Here is a 17134-nt window from a genome sequence, read left to right as displayed (position 1 = left end):
TCAGTCTCCTTCGGGAACAGGTCTCGCCGCCGTCCGCTCGGTCGGGATGAGCGATTTCAGGCGTTCGAATTCTTCGACGGCGAGGACGACCACGACTGGACGACCGTGTTTCTCGATCACGACCGGCTCCGCGCGCGCGGTGTCGATCAGCAGGCCGAATTGATGCTTGGCATCACGGGCCGACATGGTCTTCATGGCCGCCTCCCCATATTCGGGTCACTGTGACCATAAGAGTCCGAAGTTTCAATCGGTCATTTGCTCGTTGAGGACTTACTACGCGAGCAGATTCCGGAGAGGCCAATCAACCGAGATGGCGGCTCAAGTCCTGAGCCACTGAGTCCGCTGCCATCCGCACCGGCTCGGCCGCGAGGTGGGCATAGCGCGCCGTGGTCTGGACCTGCGTATGACCGAGCAGCTTGCCGATCATCGGGAGACCCTGACCGGATGCGACGGCCGTGGAGGCGAAGGTGTGGCGCAGGTCGTGGATGCGTACGTCCTTCACCCCGGCGCGGGCACGGACGCGCCGCCAGAAGGGCTGCAGGTCGCTCAGGCGCTTGCCGGGCAGGGTGCCGGTGATGACCCACCGGTTGCCCTCGATGGGCTGGGCGTCGCGGAGCAGTTCGACGGTGGGCTGGCCGAGATGGACAACCTTGGCACCGGACTTTGAGTCCGGAAGGCGCAGCACGCGCTCCGCCAGATCGACGTGCGCCCACTGCAGCGTCATGATCTCATTCAGCCGACAACCGGTCAGGATCAGCAGGCGGGCGGCGAGGATGGCCGAGGGCAGTTCGATCCCCTCCGCCTCCATCTCTCGCAGCACCTCGCCGATGCGGCGGAGTTCGGCCGCGCTGAGAAAGCGCTCGCGCTTCTCCTCGGGGTATTTCCGGATGTGCTTTCGCGGATTGGTGCCGTCCGGACGTAGGCCCCACATCTCGGCGAGGCTGAACATCTTCGAGACCACCTCGAGGCAGCGGTTTGCCTGATAGGGGATGTGGCGGAGGTCGTGGTGGAACTTGGCCACGTCCGCCCGGGTGATGCCCGTGACCGTGAGCGGGCCGAGCGCGGGCAGGATGAAGCGTTCGAGGTTCCGGCGATACTCCTTGGCCGTGCTCGCCTTCACGCGGATCGCGATGTGTTCCTTGTCGAACCGCTCCGCCAGCTCCTTCACCGTGATCGCCTTGCGTCCCGCGTCCCGCTCGGCGGCGGGGTCCGCGCCGTTGCGCGCGGCGGCGACGATTGAGATGGCGCGGTTGCGGGCCTGCTCGCAGGTCAGCACCGTGCTGGGCCCGAGGCTGATCCTCCGGGACCGGCGTCCGGCGCGGTACTGGACCACGTAGCCCTTGCGCCCGCTCGGCAGCACCCGCAGCCCGAAGCCAGGGATCTCACTGTCCCAGACGAAGTATTCGGCGGAGCGAGCTTCTGCGGCGTCGACGAGGCGTTTGGTGATCTTGGGCATGGCACTCTTCGGTGGTTCTTTCGCCGTTCCACAGTGCTGAAGCGCGAGCGACAGTCAACGAACACATTGAAATCGCGAAGAAAAAGGAAATGCCTCGCGGTTCCGCGCAAGGCGTTTCGGCGCGATGGTGCGGGAAATCGACGAGCCGCGCGAATCAGAACGCAGGTTCCGGTGCCCGCGGGCTGCTGTTAGGCTCGGGGAAAAGAAACTGGCGATCCGATGGCTTCCAAGACCACCCTCAATGCGAAGAACCTCGAAGCGCTGGGCGCAGAGCGCCTGGCGCAACTACTGATCGAGATCAGCACCGGCAACGCGGCCGCCAAGCGCAAGCTGCGGCTCGCGCTGGCGGGAGCCCAGAGCCCGAGGGAGGCGGCGCGGGAGATCGCCAAGCGGCTGACCAGCATCGCCCGCGCCCGCAGCTTCATCACCTGGAAGAACCGCAAGGCGCTGGTCACCGATCTCGAAACCCAGCGACGCGCCATCGTCGAGCAGATCGCGCCGGCCGATCCGGATGAGGCGCTGGCGCTCATGTGGCGGTTCATCGCGCTCGCCACGCCCGTCTTCGAGCGCTGCGACGACTCCAGCGGCACTGTCATCGGCATCTTCCACCAGGCCTGTGCAAATCTGGGTCAGCTCGCCGAGAAGGTCCGGCCGGATCCGCAGGCGCTCGCCGGCACTGTTCTCGATGCGCTGCAGGACAACGGCTATGGCCAGTATGATGGTCTGGTCGGCATCATGGCGCCAGCGCTCGGCGACGAGGGGTTGGCGGCCCTGAAATCGTTGGCCGAGGACCTCGGTCGCTCGCCCGCGCCGGTGCCGCCGAAGGACCAATGGAAAGCGGTGGGCTGGGGCACGGGCGGCACGACCTACGAGCACGAGATGCGGGCGCGTGAGCGCGCGAGCACGGTCGCCATGGCGCTCAAGGACATCGCCGACGCGCAGGGCGACGTCGACGGCTTCATCGCACAGTACGACCCGAAGACCCGCAAGGTGCCGCAGATCGCGGCGGAGATCGCGCAGCGCCTGCTCGCGGCCGGCAGGGCAGGCGAGGCGCTGGGGTTCCTCGAGCGCGCGGAGCTCGGCGACGGGTTGCGGGTTCCACTGGCCTGGCAGGACATTCGCCTGCAGACGCTGGAGGCGCTGGGTCGTGGCGAGGAGGCGCAGGTATTCCGATGGGACTGCTTCGAGCGCACGCTCTCCGACAATTACCTGCGGGCGTATCTCAAGCGGCTTCCCGATTTCGACGACATCGAGGCCGAGGAGCGGGCGATGGCGCACGCCATGGCCTATCCAAGCCTTCTCCACGCCCTGCAGTTTTTCCTCGACTGGCCGGCTCTGGATCGCGCCACAGACCTCCTGGAGGCCCGGCATGACGAGATCGACGGGGATCACTACGAGTATCTCGCCCCCGCGGCCGAGGCCCTGTCAGAACGTCATCCGCTGGCTGCGACGCTGGTACTCCGCGCGATGATCGACTTCACGCTCACCCGATCACGGGCGAAGCGGTATCGCTATGCCGCCGAGCACCTGGCCAGCTGCGCCCGGCTCGCGCGCGACATCCCGGACTTCGGCGCGTTCGAGACGCACGACGCTTATGTGACCCGGCTGAAGGAGGGGCATGGCAGGAAGTTTGGGTTCTGGAGCGTTGCTAAGTGAGCGGCCAGAATCGAAGCAAGATGGAAAGTTTGTCGTGGCCCTGAATTTGCTGGTCTTCCTCGGCTCCGTGCGGGACAGCACGCCGCCGCGCCCTGCACGGTTGGGGGAGCGGGTGGCCCGGGCTTGCCGGGGCTTGCTCGAGGCTGAGGGCCACGAAGTCGGGCTGGTCGATCCGCTGGATTTCGACCTCGGCGGGGCATTCAAGCCGCATTTCGCCCATGCGCAGGGCAAGGCGCCCGCGGCGCTCGAGGATCTGGCGCGGCGGATCGAGGCGGCGGACGGCTTCGGCATGGTCAGTCCGGAATACAATCACTCGATGAGCCCTGCGCTTGCGCATCTGCTGAACCATTTCGGCAGCTCGCTCTACGCCTACAAGCCGAGTGCGATCGCCACCTATTCCGCCGGGCAATGGGGTGGGGCGCGCGCGGCGGTGAACATGCGCACCTTCCTGTCGGAGCTTGGCTGCTTGCCGGTCTCGGCGATGATCCATGTGCCCAACGCGCAGGAGGTCTTTGCGGAGGACGGCGGCTACGCCCCTGGCGTCGATGGGGAGAGATGGGACGGCTATATCGGCCGGACCCTCACGCAACTGATCTGGTGGGCCGAGGCCGCCCGCCGCCAGCGCGCGGAAGGCGGGGCCGGCCGCCCCGCCGCCTTCACCCGCGACCCTTCGCAGCGCAACGCGCCGTGAGCCGGGGTACCGCCTGGGTGACCATCACAGGCGTTTTCAGGGCGATGCGCGCCAGTTGATCACCCTGCTACCGCGACCATCACCCGGCCCGCACATGGAAGCATTGTGGAAGCAAGAAGGGACAAAGTGCTGCCAGTTTCCGCGCAATCGTGCGGACGCGATCCGCGGGGCAGGGGGCTCGAAGTGTCGGAAATTGCGCAACAACTCGCGCTTCAGCGCAATCGTTCATGGTCCGTTCGACACGACTCATAACCTGAAGGTCACAGGTTCAAATCCTGTCCCCGCAACCACAGAAACACACCCAACACCAGCCCCGGCCAAACGCCGGGGCTTTCGCATGTTTGCCTGTTCAGAACAAACTTGGCATTCCGCAAGGCAAAGACTCGCCGCAAGCTCACTCACCTGTTCCACATGGCACCTGCCTGATGCAGTCGGATCAGGCAACTAATCGCCATTGCGCCGTACTACTTTAATCTGACACATCCTCCTCGGATGCTCTCTGGTCATAAACGGAAAAAAACGTCGCTAGTCGGTCAACTCTAAATCGTAACCTTTGAACTCAACGAGTGTGCGACCGGACATGGAGAGCGCGGACCTGTCGTGCAAACTCCTCGACAGGGCCATCGACCGGCGTATCGCTGATCACGTCGCGGATGGGCAACGGGCGAACCCGGAACGCGGGGACGCCCAGTTCGGAAAGCCACGCCGTCATCTGGGCTGCAGAGCTTGCATACACAATTCTACCAAGCCCCACCCAGCCATGGGCGGCGGCGCACATCGGACAGTGTTCGCCAGACGTGTAGACCGTGGCCTTGGCGCGATCCTGAACGTCCATGTTGTTTGCAGCCCATCGGGCGATGGCGAACTCCGGGTGCTGGGTGTGGTCACCCCCGCCGATGCGGTTGTAGTCCTCGAACAGCACCTCACCCTTGGACGACACAAGCACCGATCCGAAGGGCTCGTTGCCGCGGTCCAGCGCTTCGGATGCCAAGTCGACACAGCGCTGCAGGTGCTTTCGATCCATGTCATCGATCATGATACGCCTTTCCTTTCAACGGACCTGATCTGCCTTTCGAATGACCGGGCGCAACTCTCCTGAGACGGCCTGAGGGCATAAGACGGTCGCGGGACCATCACTCCAAGGCCTCGGAGATGGCGTCGAACACGACCAGCGGATCGACCGGTTCGCGTCCGACGGGCTTCGGTTGCGCCATATGCGTCGCGATGACGACGTTCCGCGTGGGGTTGATGTAGATGTTCTGCCCCTGGATGCCGATGGCGGCAAAGGCACCGTCCGCGATGGACGGTTCGGTCCAGCCCGGCCACCACATGTACCCGTAATCGATCGTCTCGCCGCTTTTCAGCTTCTGCGGTTGGCCGGCGGTCTCTGTCCATCCGTCGGGCAGGATGGTGCTGCCGTCGATCACGCCGCCTTCCAGAAAGAACTGCCCGAAGCGGGCGAAGTCGCGCAGTGTGGCGGACAGGCCGCTGCCGCCGATCTCGACCCCGTCGGGGCTGTCCAGCCACCAGTTCGCGTCGGCCTCCATCCCGTAGGGCTGCCAGATCTTTTCCGCCAGATAGTCAGACAACGGCTTGCCGACCGCGCCGTGGACGACCTCGCCCAGAACCTGCGTCTCGCCGGTGGAGTAGGTGTGGTGGGTGCCGGGTTCGTGCGCGCGGGGCAGGGCGGCCATCACCTCCATCGCGGCGCCGGGGCGCTGTTCGATCTGCGCACGCAGCAGGTCGCGGCGGTCGGACTGGGGGTCGGTATAGGTCTCGTTCCAGTCGACGCCCGACGCCATCAGCAGGATGTCGCGGATGCTGACCCCGTCATAGGCGCTGCCGGCCAGTGCGGGGACGTAATCGACCACCATGTCGTCCACGCCGCCGATATGGCCATCGACGATCGCCGCGCCGACCAGGGTCGAGGTGATCGACTTGGCCACCGACATCGACATCCAGCGCGTGTCAGCCGTGTTGCCGCGCTGATAGGTCTCGTAGACGACCTTGCCGTCCTTCAGCACGATCATCCCGGTGACATTGTCCAGCGACAGAAAGTCGTAGAGGTCATAGGGTGCGTCATCGACCTGATAGGTCACCATTTCCGGCAGATCGACCAAGGCCTCCGGCAGGTCGCGGGGCGTGTCGCCGGCCGGGATGGCCCGGGTGGGGAACAGCCGGTCGATGTTGCGGAAGGTACTGACCGCCAGGTCCGGCGTCAGGTGGCCGTCATAGACGTCCTCGACCGTGCCGATGGGTTCGTCCGCGTGCGGATAGTCCTGCGCCTGCACCGTGCCGGGCAGGGCCAAGCACAGGCCCCCCAGGGTCAGTAGGAACCGCGTCCGGTGAAGCGGCCTCAGGGTCATGACATCCTCCCATCCGTTTCGATCCATGAAAGGGCAGTTTTGCAGCATGTGCAAGGCTGGTCACGTCCGAACGAGGGGCCGTCAGGTTGGCCGATCGGCGCTGGAACGGTTGCGGCGCGTGCTGGCGCGGGGGATCAGCTGAAACCCCAGGTCGACCGCATGGCCGCGGGGCGCATCCTGTCCGGCAAGGCGCGCGCGGATCAGGCGGATCGCCTGAGCGCCCATCGCCCGCCGATCGGTGGCGACCGAGGTGATGGGCGGTTCGGCCGCGGACATCATCTCGTGGTCGTTGAACCCGCAGATGCCAAGACGGGTGGGCACCGTGATGTTGCGTCGACGCGCCTCGAACAGGACGCCAAGCGCCAGATCGTCGTTGTTGCACAGGACCGCATCCGTTTGCGGCAGGCGCGCCATCAGATCCGCGAACAGCCGGCACCCCAGGCTGACCGAGGACGGCTCGGGTGTGGTGACGACGGGATCGTCGCCCCCCAGCCCGGCGGCCTCCAGGCAGGCGCGGAACCCTGCCAGGCGGCGCTGGCTGCGCGGGTCCATCTGAGCACCCAGAAAGGCCGGCGCGCGGTATCCCTGCGCCAGCAGATGCTCGGCGGCGGCCCGCGCCCCGTCGAAATGTGACAGGCCGACGGCCAGGTCGATGGGATCGGGGCCGACCTCCATGATCTGCACGACCGGGCATTCCGCCCCGGCCAGCAGGGCGCGGGCGGCGGGGGATTGATCGTGGCCCGCGACGATCAATCCGGCCGGGCGCTGTGACAGGAACACGCGGATCAGTTGCTCCTCGGTCAGGGGGGAATAGCGCGTGGTGCCCAGCTGCACGATCAGCGGGCTGCCCTGCAGACCTTCGTCGATGCCGCGCATCACGTCGGCGAACACGTTGTTGCTGACCGACGGGATGATGACCCCCACGATATCGGTGCGCCCCGATGCCAGCGCGCGCGCCGCAGGGTTCGGCACATAGCCTAGTTCGCGGATCGCCCGGTCTATCCGGTCGCGGGCCAGCGGCGACACCTTGGACGGGTCCCGCAGCGCGCGCGACACGGTGATAGGGCTGACATCGGCGGCCAGCGCCACATCAGACAGGGTGATCCGCGAGGTTTTGTTCATGACGCGCGCAGATTACGCCATCGCCGCGCAAAGAAAAGGGGCTTGACCGATGACAGCGCTGTCATCCATGATTGCGCTGTCATCGGGAGGAGACACCATGGACGCGCGGCCGATTCTGGTCATGGGCATCTGCGGCACGGGCAAGTCGACCGTGGCCCGTGGCATCGCCGACCGCATCGGCGGCAGCTTCATCGAGGCGGACCTGTATCACGACGAATCCAGCGTAGCGCGCATGCGGGCCGGGCTGCCCCTGACCGACGACATGCGGTGGGGGTGGCTGGACCGCCTGGCGGCGGCGACGCGTGCGACGCCCCATCGCGCCGTTCTGGCCTGCTCGGGGCTCAGCCAGGCGCATCGTGACCGGCTGCGGGCCGGGGCAGGGGCGATGGACATCGTGTTCCTGCACGGCGACCGCGACCTGATCGCGGCGCGCATGGCGGCACGGCGCGACCACTACATGCCCGCCAGCCTGATCGACAGCCAGCTGGCCGCGCTGCAGCCCCCCGATCCCGCCGCCGAAGGCGCGCTGTGGATCGATGTGGCGCTGCCGCCCGACCAGATCATCGACCGCGCGGTCGCGGCCCTGTCCGACCCGCGCCCAGTTTCAACCGGAGGAGAGACACCATGACCAAGATGACCCGTTTCCTGATGTCGGCCAGCGCCGCGATGGCCTTGGCCGCGCCCGCCATGGCCCAGGATCACAGCTTCCGTTTCCAGTCGTCCGACCCGTCGGGCAATCCGAACTTTGTCCTCCAGCAGGGCTGGGCCGCGGATGTCGCGGAAAAATCCGGCGGCCGCATCGCCATCGACCTGCTGCCGGTCGAATCCATCGTCGCCCATAACGAAACCCAGGATGCGATCGCGACGGGCATCCTGGACGGTCACGTCACGGACCTGTCGTATTTCTCGGGACGCGATCCGGCCTTCGGCCTGATGGGCAACCCGGTCGGCGCCTGGTCCGACCCCGAGCAGATGCTGGATTTTGTCGAGAACGGCGGCGGGGCGGAGCTGCTGAACCAGATCATGAACCCCTATGGCCTGCAGTTCATCGGCGCCACCACGCCGGGCCTGGAGGCGCTGGTCAGCGCCGTGCCGCTGGACGGGGTCGATGATCTGGCCGGCGTCAAGATCCGCGCGCCCGAAGGCCTGGTCCAGTCGGTCTTTGCCGCCGCCGGCGCATCGCCCGTGAACCTGCCCGGCTCCGAGGTGTTCACATCGCTGGACAAGAAGGTCATCGACGCGGCCGATTACAGCGTCTTTTCGACCAACCAGGCCCAGGGCCTGAACGAGGTCGCGCCCCATCCGGTCTATCCCGGCTTCCACTCCATGCCCCTGGTCGAGATCTCGATGAACAAGGAGAAATGGGATGCCCTGCCCGAGGACCTGCAGCAGGTCATGACGCAGTCGGTGCGCGATTTCGCCCGCGTCCAGGTCGCAGCCCTGGCCGAGGCCGACGCGGCCGCCGTGGCGGAGGCAGAGGCCGGCGGGACGATCACCGTCCACGACTGGTCCGACGAGGAGCGCACCAAGTTCCGCAGCATCGCGATGGGCGAATGGGAAAAGGTCGCCGGACAGTCGCCCGCGGCGCAGCAGGTCTATGACGCGCTGACCGCGTACCTGACCGAAAAGGGCCTGGTGCAGTAAGCGCCGCAGGATCGGGCGTTCGCGCCCGGTCCCTTCCAGGGAGGAGGACATGATGGACGCATCCGAAGCCATTCCGCGCGAGGAACACGAGGCCGTGCCCCAGTCGGGGCGCCTGGGTCGCGTGATCGACCGCCTGGCGATCATCCCGGCCCTGGGCCTGGTGGTCGCCATGCTGATCCTGATCCAGGAGGTCGTGCTGCGTTACGTGTTCGGCCGCCCGACGAACTGGGCGCACGAGACGACGGTGTTCCTGTGCGCGATCTCGTTCGTCTACGGGGGCTTGCTGTGCACCGCGCGCGACCGGCACATCCGGGTCGTCCTGGTCTATGACCTGCTGCCGCCAGCCGCGCGGCGCGTGGCCGACATCCTCATCTCGGCAATCTGCGGCCTGTCCTCCGGCGCCTTCGCCTGGGCGGCCTGGCAGATGGTCAAGCGGTCCGCCTGGCGCCCCGACGGCAGCTTTCACCTCGAGACTTCGGGTTCGGCCTGGAACCCGGCCTATCCGGGCGTGCTCAAGGTTCTGCTGATGGTGGCGCTGGCGATCATGGCCCTGCAATTCGCCATCCTGACCGTCAACTATGCCCGCGGGCACAAGGGAGCCCGCTGATGGAGATCTTCGGTTCGCTGCAATCCCTGGGGATCGAGGCCGGGACGGGCCTTCTGTTCGCGCTGCTGCTGCTTTTGCTGCTGACGGGCATCCCGCTGGCCTTCGTCACGCTGCTGGTCACGCTGATCTTTGCCCTGGGGTGGTTCGGCCCGAACGTCGTGCCGCTGATCACCAGCCGCGTCTATACCTTCGTGTCCAGCTTCGTCTTCGTGTCGGTGCCGATGTTCGTGCTGATGGCCGCGATCCTGGACCGCAGCGGCATCGCCCGCGACCTGTTCGAGGCGATGCGCCTGGTCGGCGGCCGCATCCGCGGCGGCGTGGCGGTCCAGACGATCTTCGTGGCCGTCATCCTAGCCGCCATGTCCGGCATCATCGGAGGAGAGGTCGTGCTGCTGGGCCTGATCGCGCTGCCCCAGATGCTGGCCCAGGGCTATGACCGCAAGCTGGCCATCGGGGTCGTCTGCGCGGGCGGCAGCCTGGGGACCATGGTGCCGCCTTCGATCGTGCTGATCATCTATGGCCTGACCGCGAACGTCTCGATCGGCGACCTGTTCACGGCCGCCTTCGTGCCGGGCTTCATGCTGGCGCTGCTCTATGTGGCCTATGTGCTGATCCGTGCCTGGCTGACGCCGGGCGACGTCCCCCCGGCCGTCACCGCCCGCGTCCCGCGGGACGAAAAGCTGCGCCTGCTCAAGGGCCTGTTCCTGCCGATCCTGGTCGTGATTATGGTGCTGGGCTCCATCTATGGCGGCATCGCATCCGTGACCGAGGCCAGCGCCGTGGGCGTGGCGGGCGTGCTGATCTCGACCGTGATCCGCGGCGAATTCACCTGGGGCCTTCTGCGCGGCGCGGCAATGCAGACGCTGCAGACGGTCGGCATGATCGTCTGGATCGGCATCGGCGCATCCGCCCTGGTGGGCGTCTTCAACCTGATGGGCGGCATCAACTTCGTGTCGGAACTGATCACCGGCATCAGCGACAACCCGACGATCATCATCCTGTTCATGATGGCGATCCTGTTCGTGCTAGGCATGTTCCTGGACTGGGTAGGCATCGCGCTGCTGACCATGCCGATCTTCGTGCCGATCATCGTCAGCCTGGGATACGACCCCGTCTGGTTCGGCGTGCTGTTCGCGATGAATATGCAGGTCAGCTTCCTGTCGCCGCCCTTCGGGCCCGCCGCCTTCTACCTGAAGTCGGTGACCCCGCCGGACATCTCGCTGGGAGAGATCTTCCGCGCCCTGCTGCCCTTCATAGGGTTGCAGATCCTGGCGGTGGGCCTGCTGATCCTGTTCCCGGCCCTGGCGATCTACTGATCGCCTGCCGTGGATCGGGGGGCATGCCGGATGCGGCGTGCCCCCTTTTCGTTCGGGGACAGGAATGTTGCACCGGCAGGCGGATTGACGGACAATCGGGATCCGTCACCCAAGGCTGACCCAACCATGCACGACCCCGAACCCGTCCCCCGCCCGGACCTGTTCACGAACAAGGACCATGACGCCTGGCTGGAGCAGTTCCTGTTCCTGCGTTACACCCTGCACATGCCGGCCGAACGCATCGCCCAGATCGACTACGGCCTTGATCCCGACCATCCCGACGCCCCGATCGCAGGCCTGTTCTGGGGCAGTCAGATCGAGCGGGACTATCCCCGGCTGGACCTCCGCCACCTGTGGCGAAAGAGGCCCGGCCAGGTTTGAAGCCCTGCGGTGTCAGGCGCCCCATCGCCCGGCGGTCTGAGGTCCTGCATCCGTCCCCCCCGTCCATGCCACCGATCCTTCCCTAGCAGGGAGGACCGCGACCAATGTCCTGACCCCGCAGGGCGCCCGCGCGTTCGGCCAGCGGCGCACCGGTCGCCGGGGTCAGGCTGGCATAAGCCGTGGGTGTCGCAGTGCGTCGGCCGTGGTGGCCGGGTCGGCTGCGGGCTGCTTGCCGCGGCGGTTGACTTTGTCCCAACCTGGCGGCATTTCCGTCCGTGATGGTTCCCGTGCCGGCCAAGGCCCCGGCAGGGTGAAAAGGGAACGTGGTGAGGTGTAGCCATCAGGCGCCGAATCCGCGACTGCCCCCGCAACTGTAAGCGGTAGCCGACCCCATGATGCCACTGGCGCCCCCTGCGCCGGGAAGGCGGGGAAGGCCGCGATCCGCAAGTCAGGAGACCTGCCATCATGACTTGAACCAACCCGGGCGGGGTGCCCCGGAGAAAGACCGCATGCGCCGATCCACGGCCTTCGTCCGACGCGACCGCGAAGGCGGGTGGGACCCCGGTGACGCCGCTGCGCCTTTTTCAGCCCCGTCCTTCGTTTCATGAAGGACGACCATGACGACCAGAATCTTCCTGACGACCGCGGTGGCGCTGGGCCTGGGCCAGGCGGCCCTTGCCGCGCCGACCGACTATCCGCTGGTGATCGACAATTGCGGGCACCGGGTGACCATCCCCGCGCGTCCCGACAACGTCGTGTCGATCGGCCAGTCCACGACCGAGATCCTGTATGCGCTGGGCCAGGCGGACCGGATGGCCGGGACCGCGCTGTGGTTCACCCCGGTGCTGCCCGCCTTTGCGGAGGATGACGCCACGGTGGACCGCATCAGCGACGACACGCCCAGCTTTGAATCGGTGGTGAACCGGCGCCCCGGCTTCGTGCCGACGATGTTCGCCTGGATGATCGGGGACCAAGGGGCGGTCGGCACGCGCCGACAGTTCGCCGATCTGGGCATTCCGGCCTATGTCATGCCCACGGACTGCCAAGGCAAGGACAACAGCGTGGGCGCCGACGGCACCCGCCTTGCGCCCTTCGACATCGCGACGCTGTGGGACGGCATCGACCAGATCGCGCGGGTCATGGACGCGCAGGACGCGGGCCGTGCGCTGATCGCCGACCTGCAGGCCCGAGAGGCGGCGGTCGTGGACCGCGCCCGGGCGATGGACCTGCCGGATGCGTCCGCGGCGGTCTGGTTCTCCTCGGCCGATCTGGCGCTGGACCCCTACATGGCGGGCGGGATGGGCGTCCCGGCCTGGATGATGGACCGCCTTGGCCTGCGCAACGTTGTGACCTCGGACGAGGAATGGCCCGCCGTGGGGTGGGAGACGATCGCCCGTGCCGACCCCTCGGTGCTGGTGATCGCGCGCATGGACCGCCGCCGCTTTCCCGCCGACGATGTCGAGGCAAAGCTGCGCTTTCTGAAGACGGACCCGGTCACGCGCCGGATGACCGCCGTGCGCCGGGATCGCGTCGTCATCCTGGACGCCGAGGCGCTGCATCCCGGCATCCGCATGATCGACGGGCTGGAGGCCTTGGCGGCGGGCATGGACGGGCTGTCCGAATGACCGCCGATGTCGGGGTGCCGACCGTCCGCCGCCCCTTGGCCCCGGTCTGGCTGTGGGTGTCGCTGCTGATCGTGGCGGCCCCCCTGGTCGGCACCGCCCTGGGGGAAACGCCGATCCCCCTCTCGACGGTCTGGCAGGCGCTGGCCAACCAGATGCTGGGTGCGGGCTATCCGCTGGACCCGATCGATCAGGGTATCGTCTGGGCTTACCGCCTGCCGCGCGCGTTGGTGGCGGGGGCCTGCGGAGCGGGGCTGGCGATCTCGGGGCTGGTCCTGCAGACGCTGTTGCGCAACGCACTGGCCGACCCCTATTTGCTGGGCATCTCGGCGGGGGCGTCTACGGGGGCCGTGACGGTCGCGGTGGCGGGGATCGGCGCGGGGTTCGTGCCGATGTCGGCGGGCGCGCTGCTGGGCGCGATCGCGGCCTTTGCGTTGGTGGTGGGGTTGGCGCGCCTGTCGGGCGGCGGTCCGGGGGCGCGGGGTGCCGCGCAGATCGTGCTGGCAGGCATCGCCGGGTCGCAGCTGTTCAACGCCCTGACCAGCTTCATCATCGCGCGGTCGGCCAGCGCGGAACAGGCGCGCGGCATCATGTTCTGGCTGTTGGGCAACCTGTCGGGCGTCCGGTGGAACGATGTCGGCCTGTCGCTGGCCGCCGCAGTGACCGTCCTTGGCGCGGCCGCATGGCACATCCGCGCGCTGGACGCCTTTGCCTTCGGCACGGAATCGGCGGCGTCCCTGGGTGTGCCGGTCCGGCGCGTCCAGGCCGTGCTGATCCTGGCGACCGCCATGGCCACGGCGGTCATGGTGTCGGTCACCGGTGCGATCGGCTTTGTCGGGCTGGTCGTCCCGCATGCGGCACGGTTCCTGGTGGGCACGCGCCACGCGCGGCTGGTGCCCGTGTCGGCGCTGATCGGCATGGTCTTCCTGATCGCCGCGGACGTGATCGCGCGGATGCTGGTGCCCGGCCAGACCCTGCCCATCGGCGTCGTGACCGCGCTGGTCGGCGCGCCGGCCTTTGCGGCGATCCTGATCCGCGGGCGGTCCGCGTCATGATGCTGACCGCGCGTGATCTGACCCGCCGCCTGCGCGGACGCGCCCTGGTGGCCGGCGTCACCCTGGACATCCGCCCCGCAGAGATGCTGGGCCTGATCGGCCCGAACGGGTCGGGCAAGTCCACGCTGCTGCGGATGCTGGCCGGGTTGGTCCGCCCCGACGGCGGCCAGGTCGCGCTGGACGGCCGGCCGCTGCGCACCATGCCTGCGCGCCAGGTCGCCCGCCACATCGCCGTGGTCGCCCAAAGCGCCGAGACGTCGGACCGCATCACGGTCCGCGACGCCGTGGCCTTGGGGCGCACCCCCTGGCTGGACGCCCTGCGGCCCTGGTCCCCGGCGGACGAGGCGCATGTGACGCAGGCGCTGGCGCGGGTCGACCTGGCGCATCTGGCGGGGCGCGACTGGTCGACCCTGTCGGGGGGCGAACGCCAGCGCGCCCATATCGCCCGTGCGCTGGCGCAGGCGCCGCGGATCTTGCTGCTGGACGAGCCGACGAACCACCTGGACATCCGTCATCAGCTGGCGATCCTGGATCTGGTGGGCGGCCTGGGCCTGACCACGGTGATCGCCCTGCATGACCTGAACCAGGCGATGCGCTGCGACAGGCTGGCGGTGATGCAGGACGGTCGGTTGGTGGCCCTGGGCCCGCCAGACCGTATCCTGACCACGGACCTGCTGGCGCGCGTCTTTCAGGTGCGGGCAAGCACGCTGACCGATCCGCAGGACGGCAGCCGCGTGATGCGGTTTCATCCGGTCGTCTGATGCAATGAGAGGGATTGGAGCGGGTGACGGGAATCGAACCCGTGTCTCTAGCTTGGAAGGCTAGGGTCTTACCATTACACAACACCCGCGCGGGGATCGGTATAGTCCGCCCGCGCGGCAGGTTCAAGCGGTCGCGTCACCGTCGTTGCGCAAAGAACCGCCGCAGCAGGTCGCGCGATTCAGGCGCGGCCAGGCCGTCATAGACCTCGGGGCGGTGATGGCACTGCGCGTGCCGGAACACCTGCGCGCCATGGGCGACGCCCCCCATGCGCGGGTCCGACGCCCCGTAATACAGCCGGGCGATCCGCGCGGCTGAGATGGCCGCCGCGCACATCGGGCAGGGCTCCAGCGTGACCCACAGGTCGTGACCGGGCAGGCGTTCGGACCCCAGGGCCGCGCAGGCCGCGCGGATCGCCAGGATCTCGGCATGGGCGGTCGGGTCGGACAGTTCGCGCGTGCGGTTGCCCGCGGCGGCCACCACGCGGCCCCGCGGGTCGGTCACGACGGCGCCCACCGGCACCTCTCCGCGCAGGGCGGCGTCGCGGGCCTGGGACAGGGCAAGCGCCATATGGGTGGTGAAGGGGACCATGACCGTCTTGTCGCAATCCCCCGCGCGGCGCGCAAGCCGGGGAAAGAAACGCTTCCCACACGGCCCGCTTGGGCGTATGCACCCCTCTTTGCCCCGCAGCGATGCGAAGGAGACGCGCATGACCGACGATCAGATTCCCGACCGCAAGGCCCCCCAGGTCGCCCCCCGCACCGAAGCCGACCGCATCGCCAAGGTGATGGCGCGCGCCGGTGTCGCCAGCAGGCGCGAGGCCGAGCGGATGATCATCGAGGGCCGCGTCAGCGTGAACGGCAAGAAGATCGACAGTCCCGCCTTGGACGTTCTGCCCACCGACCGGATCACCGTCGACGGCAAGAAGCTGGAGGAGCCGCAGGAGACGCGGCTGTGGCTGTACTACAAGCCCCTGGGCCTGATCACGTCGGAAAACGACGAGCTGGGCCGCCAGACCGTGTTCGACGCGCTGCCGCGCGACATGCCGCGGGTGATGACCGTTGGGCGTCTTGACCTGAACTCCGAGGGCCTGCTGCTGCTGACGAACGACGGAGAGCTGAAGCGGCGGCTGGAGCTGCCGGCGACGGGCTGGCTGCGCCGGTACCGCGTCCGGGTGAATGGCACGCCTTCGGACATGACCTTCGACCCGCTGCGTCGTGGCGTCACCATCGAGGGAGAGGACTTCGCCCCCATGGAGATCAAGCTGGACAGCCAGCAGGGCGCGAACGCCTGGATCAGCGTGGGCATCCGCGAGGGCAAGAACCGCGAGATCCGCCGCGCGATGGCCCATGTCGGCCTGCAGGTGAACCGCCTGATCCGTATCGGCTATGGTCCGTTCAAGCTGACCGGCATGGACAAGAACCAGGTGACCGAGGTCAAGCGCAAGGTCCTGCGCGACCAGTTGGGCGGCCTGCTGACCGGAGAGGTCGAGGACAAGCCGCGCGAGATGCGCCCCCGCGGGGCCGCCGGCGAACGCGCCGCCCGGTCCGGCGCACGCCCGCGCTTTGGCGCCCGCGACGATTCGGCTGGCGGTTTCGGCGACCGTCCCCGGCCCGCAGGCGACAAGCCGCGCTGGAAGAAATCCGGCCCCGGCGAAGGGGGCGGCCGCATGTCCGGTCAGGGCGACGATGCCCGCCCCGCGCGCTTTGCCGGCAAGCCCGGAGAGGCGCGCAAGCCCTATGGCGCACCGCGCGGCGAGGGTGGCGAAGGCCGCAAGCCGTTCGGCGGTCCGCGYCCKGAGGGSAAGYCYTTCGGCAAGCCCCGCGCCGATGGCGACCGCAAGCCYTATGGCGCACCGCGCGGCGAAGGTGGCGAAGGCCGCAAGCCGTTCGGCGGYCCGCGTCCGGAGGGGAAGCCCTTCGGCAAGCCCCGCGCCGATGGCGACCGTAAGCCCTATGGCGCAGCGCGTGGCGAAGGGGCCGAGGGTCGCAAGCCGTTCGGCGGTCCGCGTGGTGATGCGGGCGGCAAGTTTCAGGGCAAGCCGCGGCCGGGCGGGGCCAAGCCGTTCGGCGCTCCGCGCGGAGATCGCCCGCAGGGCGGCGGCCGCCCCGGCGGCAAGCCCCGCGGCTGACAGGCGCCAGCACGCATGACAAAAGGGCCGCCCGAGAGGGCGGCCCTTTTGCCTAGGTCGATCGACTATTTCGTCAGGATCAGCTTGCCCGCGCGGGTGATCCGCAACTGATAGACCTGCTCGTCCAAGACGATCAGCGCCTGGTTGCCGCCCTGCGTGAGGGCGGTGGCGTCATGCTGCGGCATCCGGGCCAGGATGGCGGTGCCGGGACGGGTGAAATCGGCGGGGCGCGTTGCGGTCATTGTCAGCCTCATGCTGGGACAGTGATGATGCCCCAATGCTGACAAATTCGTTCAGGTTTGTCAAAGTAAAATAGTCAGGATTTTTC

18 protein-coding genes, 1 tRNA gene and 1 riboswitch are annotated in these 17134 nt (G+C 67.9%); of the genes, 11 read left to right on the top strand and 8 right to left on the bottom strand.

Going from position 1 to position 17134, the window contains the following annotated elements:
• A complete protein-coding gene (locus GBO37_RS02495) occupies positions 1–195 on the bottom strand; it encodes a type II toxin-antitoxin system Phd/YefM family antitoxin (RefSeq protein WP_252926916.1) in 195 nt (64 codons plus the stop codon).
• Between the two features lie 106 nt (positions 196–301).
• Positions 302–1456 carry a site-specific integrase gene (locus tag GBO37_RS02490; protein WP_252926913.1) on the bottom strand — a complete coding sequence of 385 codons (1155 nt, stop codon included), beginning with the start codon at positions 1454–1456 and terminating at the stop codon, positions 302–304.
• A 219-nt stretch (positions 1457–1675) separates the two neighbouring features.
• Between GBO37_RS02490 and GBO37_RS02485 the strand changes: the two genes are divergently transcribed.
• Both GBO37_RS02485 and GBO37_RS02480 read left to right on the top strand, forming a co-directional pair.
• Positions 1676–3112, top strand: a complete 1437-nt coding sequence (locus tag GBO37_RS02485; RefSeq protein WP_252926911.1) for a DUF6880 family protein — start codon at positions 1676–1678, stop codon at positions 3110–3112.
• Positions 3113–3146: 34 nt separating this feature from the next.
• Positions 3147–3803, top strand: coding sequence for an NAD(P)H-dependent oxidoreductase (locus GBO37_RS02480; RefSeq protein ID WP_252926909.1), 657 nt, complete (start codon positions 3147–3149; stop codon positions 3801–3803).
• Between the two features lie 559 nt (positions 3804–4362).
• Here GBO37_RS02480 and GBO37_RS02475 read toward each other — a convergent pair.
• From GBO37_RS02475 to GBO37_RS02465, 3 genes are all read right to left on the bottom strand, one after another.
• Positions 4363–4839: a nucleoside deaminase gene (locus tag GBO37_RS02475; RefSeq protein ID WP_252926907.1), complete on the bottom strand. Its 477-nt coding sequence runs from the start codon at positions 4837–4839 to the stop codon at positions 4363–4365.
• Between the two features lie 97 nt (positions 4840–4936).
• Positions 4937–6169 (bottom strand): serine hydrolase, encoded by a 1233-nt coding sequence (locus GBO37_RS02470; protein WP_252926905.1) that lies wholly within the window; start codon positions 6167–6169, stop codon positions 4937–4939.
• An 81-nt stretch (positions 6170–6250) separates the two neighbouring features.
• Positions 6251–7291 (bottom strand): LacI family DNA-binding transcriptional regulator, encoded by a 1041-nt coding sequence (locus tag GBO37_RS02465; protein ID WP_252926903.1) that lies wholly within the window; start codon positions 7289–7291, stop codon positions 6251–6253.
• Between the two features lie 97 nt (positions 7292–7388).
• Between GBO37_RS02465 and GBO37_RS02460 the strand changes: the two genes are divergently transcribed.
• From GBO37_RS02460 to GBO37_RS02425, 8 genes are all read left to right on the top strand, one after another.
• A complete protein-coding gene (locus GBO37_RS02460) occupies positions 7389–7919 on the top strand; it encodes a gluconokinase (protein WP_204245741.1) in 531 nt (176 codons plus the stop codon).
• Entirely contained in the window at positions 7916–8935 is a 1020-nt protein-coding gene (locus GBO37_RS02455; RefSeq protein ID WP_252926901.1) for a TRAP transporter substrate-binding protein, read from the top strand. The genes GBO37_RS02460 and GBO37_RS02455 overlap by 4 nt, the downstream gene beginning before the upstream one ends.
• Positions 8936–8984: 49 nt before the next feature.
• A complete protein-coding gene (locus GBO37_RS02450) occupies positions 8985–9542 on the top strand; it encodes a TRAP transporter small permease subunit (RefSeq protein ID WP_045982565.1) in 558 nt (185 codons plus the stop codon).
• Positions 9542–10858, top strand: a complete 1317-nt coding sequence (locus GBO37_RS02445; protein ID WP_045982566.1) for a TRAP transporter large permease subunit — start codon at positions 9542–9544, stop codon at positions 10856–10858. The genes GBO37_RS02450 and GBO37_RS02445 overlap by 1 nt, the downstream gene beginning before the upstream one ends.
• A gap of 126 nt (positions 10859–10984) precedes the next feature.
• Positions 10985–11239 carry a hypothetical protein gene (locus tag GBO37_RS02440; protein WP_217845496.1) on the top strand — a complete coding sequence of 85 codons (255 nt, stop codon included), beginning with the start codon at positions 10985–10987 and terminating at the stop codon, positions 11237–11239.
• Positions 11240–11501: 262 nt separating this feature from the next.
• Positions 11502–11719, top strand: a riboswitch (cobalamin riboswitch).
• 137 nt (positions 11720–11856) lie between these two features.
• Positions 11857–12864, top strand: coding sequence for an ABC transporter substrate-binding protein (locus GBO37_RS02435; protein WP_252926899.1), 1008 nt, complete (start codon positions 11857–11859; stop codon positions 12862–12864).
• On the top strand, positions 12861–13916 hold the full coding sequence (locus tag GBO37_RS02430; RefSeq protein ID WP_252926896.1) for an iron ABC transporter permease: 1056 nt from the start codon (positions 12861–12863) through the stop codon (positions 13914–13916). The genes GBO37_RS02435 and GBO37_RS02430 overlap by 4 nt, the downstream gene beginning before the upstream one ends.
• Positions 13913–14677, top strand: coding sequence for an ABC transporter ATP-binding protein (locus GBO37_RS02425; RefSeq protein ID WP_252926893.1), 765 nt, complete (start codon positions 13913–13915; stop codon positions 14675–14677). Before GBO37_RS02430 ends, GBO37_RS02425 begins: the two co-directional genes overlap by 4 nt.
• Positions 14678–14692: 15 nt before the next feature.
• On the opposite strand, the gene GBO37_RS02420 is transcribed toward GBO37_RS02425, so the two are convergent.
• Together GBO37_RS02420 and GBO37_RS02415 are read right to left on the bottom strand one after the other, a co-directional pair.
• A tRNA-Gly gene (locus GBO37_RS02420) sits at positions 14693–14766 on the bottom strand.
• 47 nt (positions 14767–14813) lie between these two features.
• Positions 14814–15266: a nucleoside deaminase gene (locus GBO37_RS02415; RefSeq protein ID WP_252926891.1), complete on the bottom strand. Its 453-nt coding sequence runs from the start codon at positions 15264–15266 to the stop codon at positions 14814–14816.
• A 118-nt stretch (positions 15267–15384) separates the two neighbouring features.
• Between GBO37_RS02415 and GBO37_RS02410 the strand changes: the two genes are divergently transcribed.
• Entirely contained in the window at positions 15385–16806 is a 1422-nt protein-coding gene (locus GBO37_RS02410; protein WP_252926889.1) for a pseudouridine synthase, read from the top strand.
• A gap of 65 nt (positions 16807–16871) precedes the next feature.
• Here GBO37_RS02410 and hemP read toward each other — a convergent pair whose 3' ends face one another.
• Positions 16872–17048: a hemin uptake protein HemP gene (hemP, locus tag GBO37_RS02405; protein WP_064503568.1), complete on the bottom strand. Its 177-nt coding sequence runs from the start codon at positions 17046–17048 to the stop codon at positions 16872–16874.
• Positions 17049–17134 lie beyond the last annotated feature (86 nt).

This window comes from Paracoccus sp. 08, assembly GCF_024105395.1.
Classification (GTDB): domain Bacteria; phylum Pseudomonadota; class Alphaproteobacteria; order Rhodobacterales; family Rhodobacteraceae; genus Paracoccus; species Paracoccus marcusii.
This window is presented reverse-complemented; position numbering and strand designations above follow the sequence as displayed.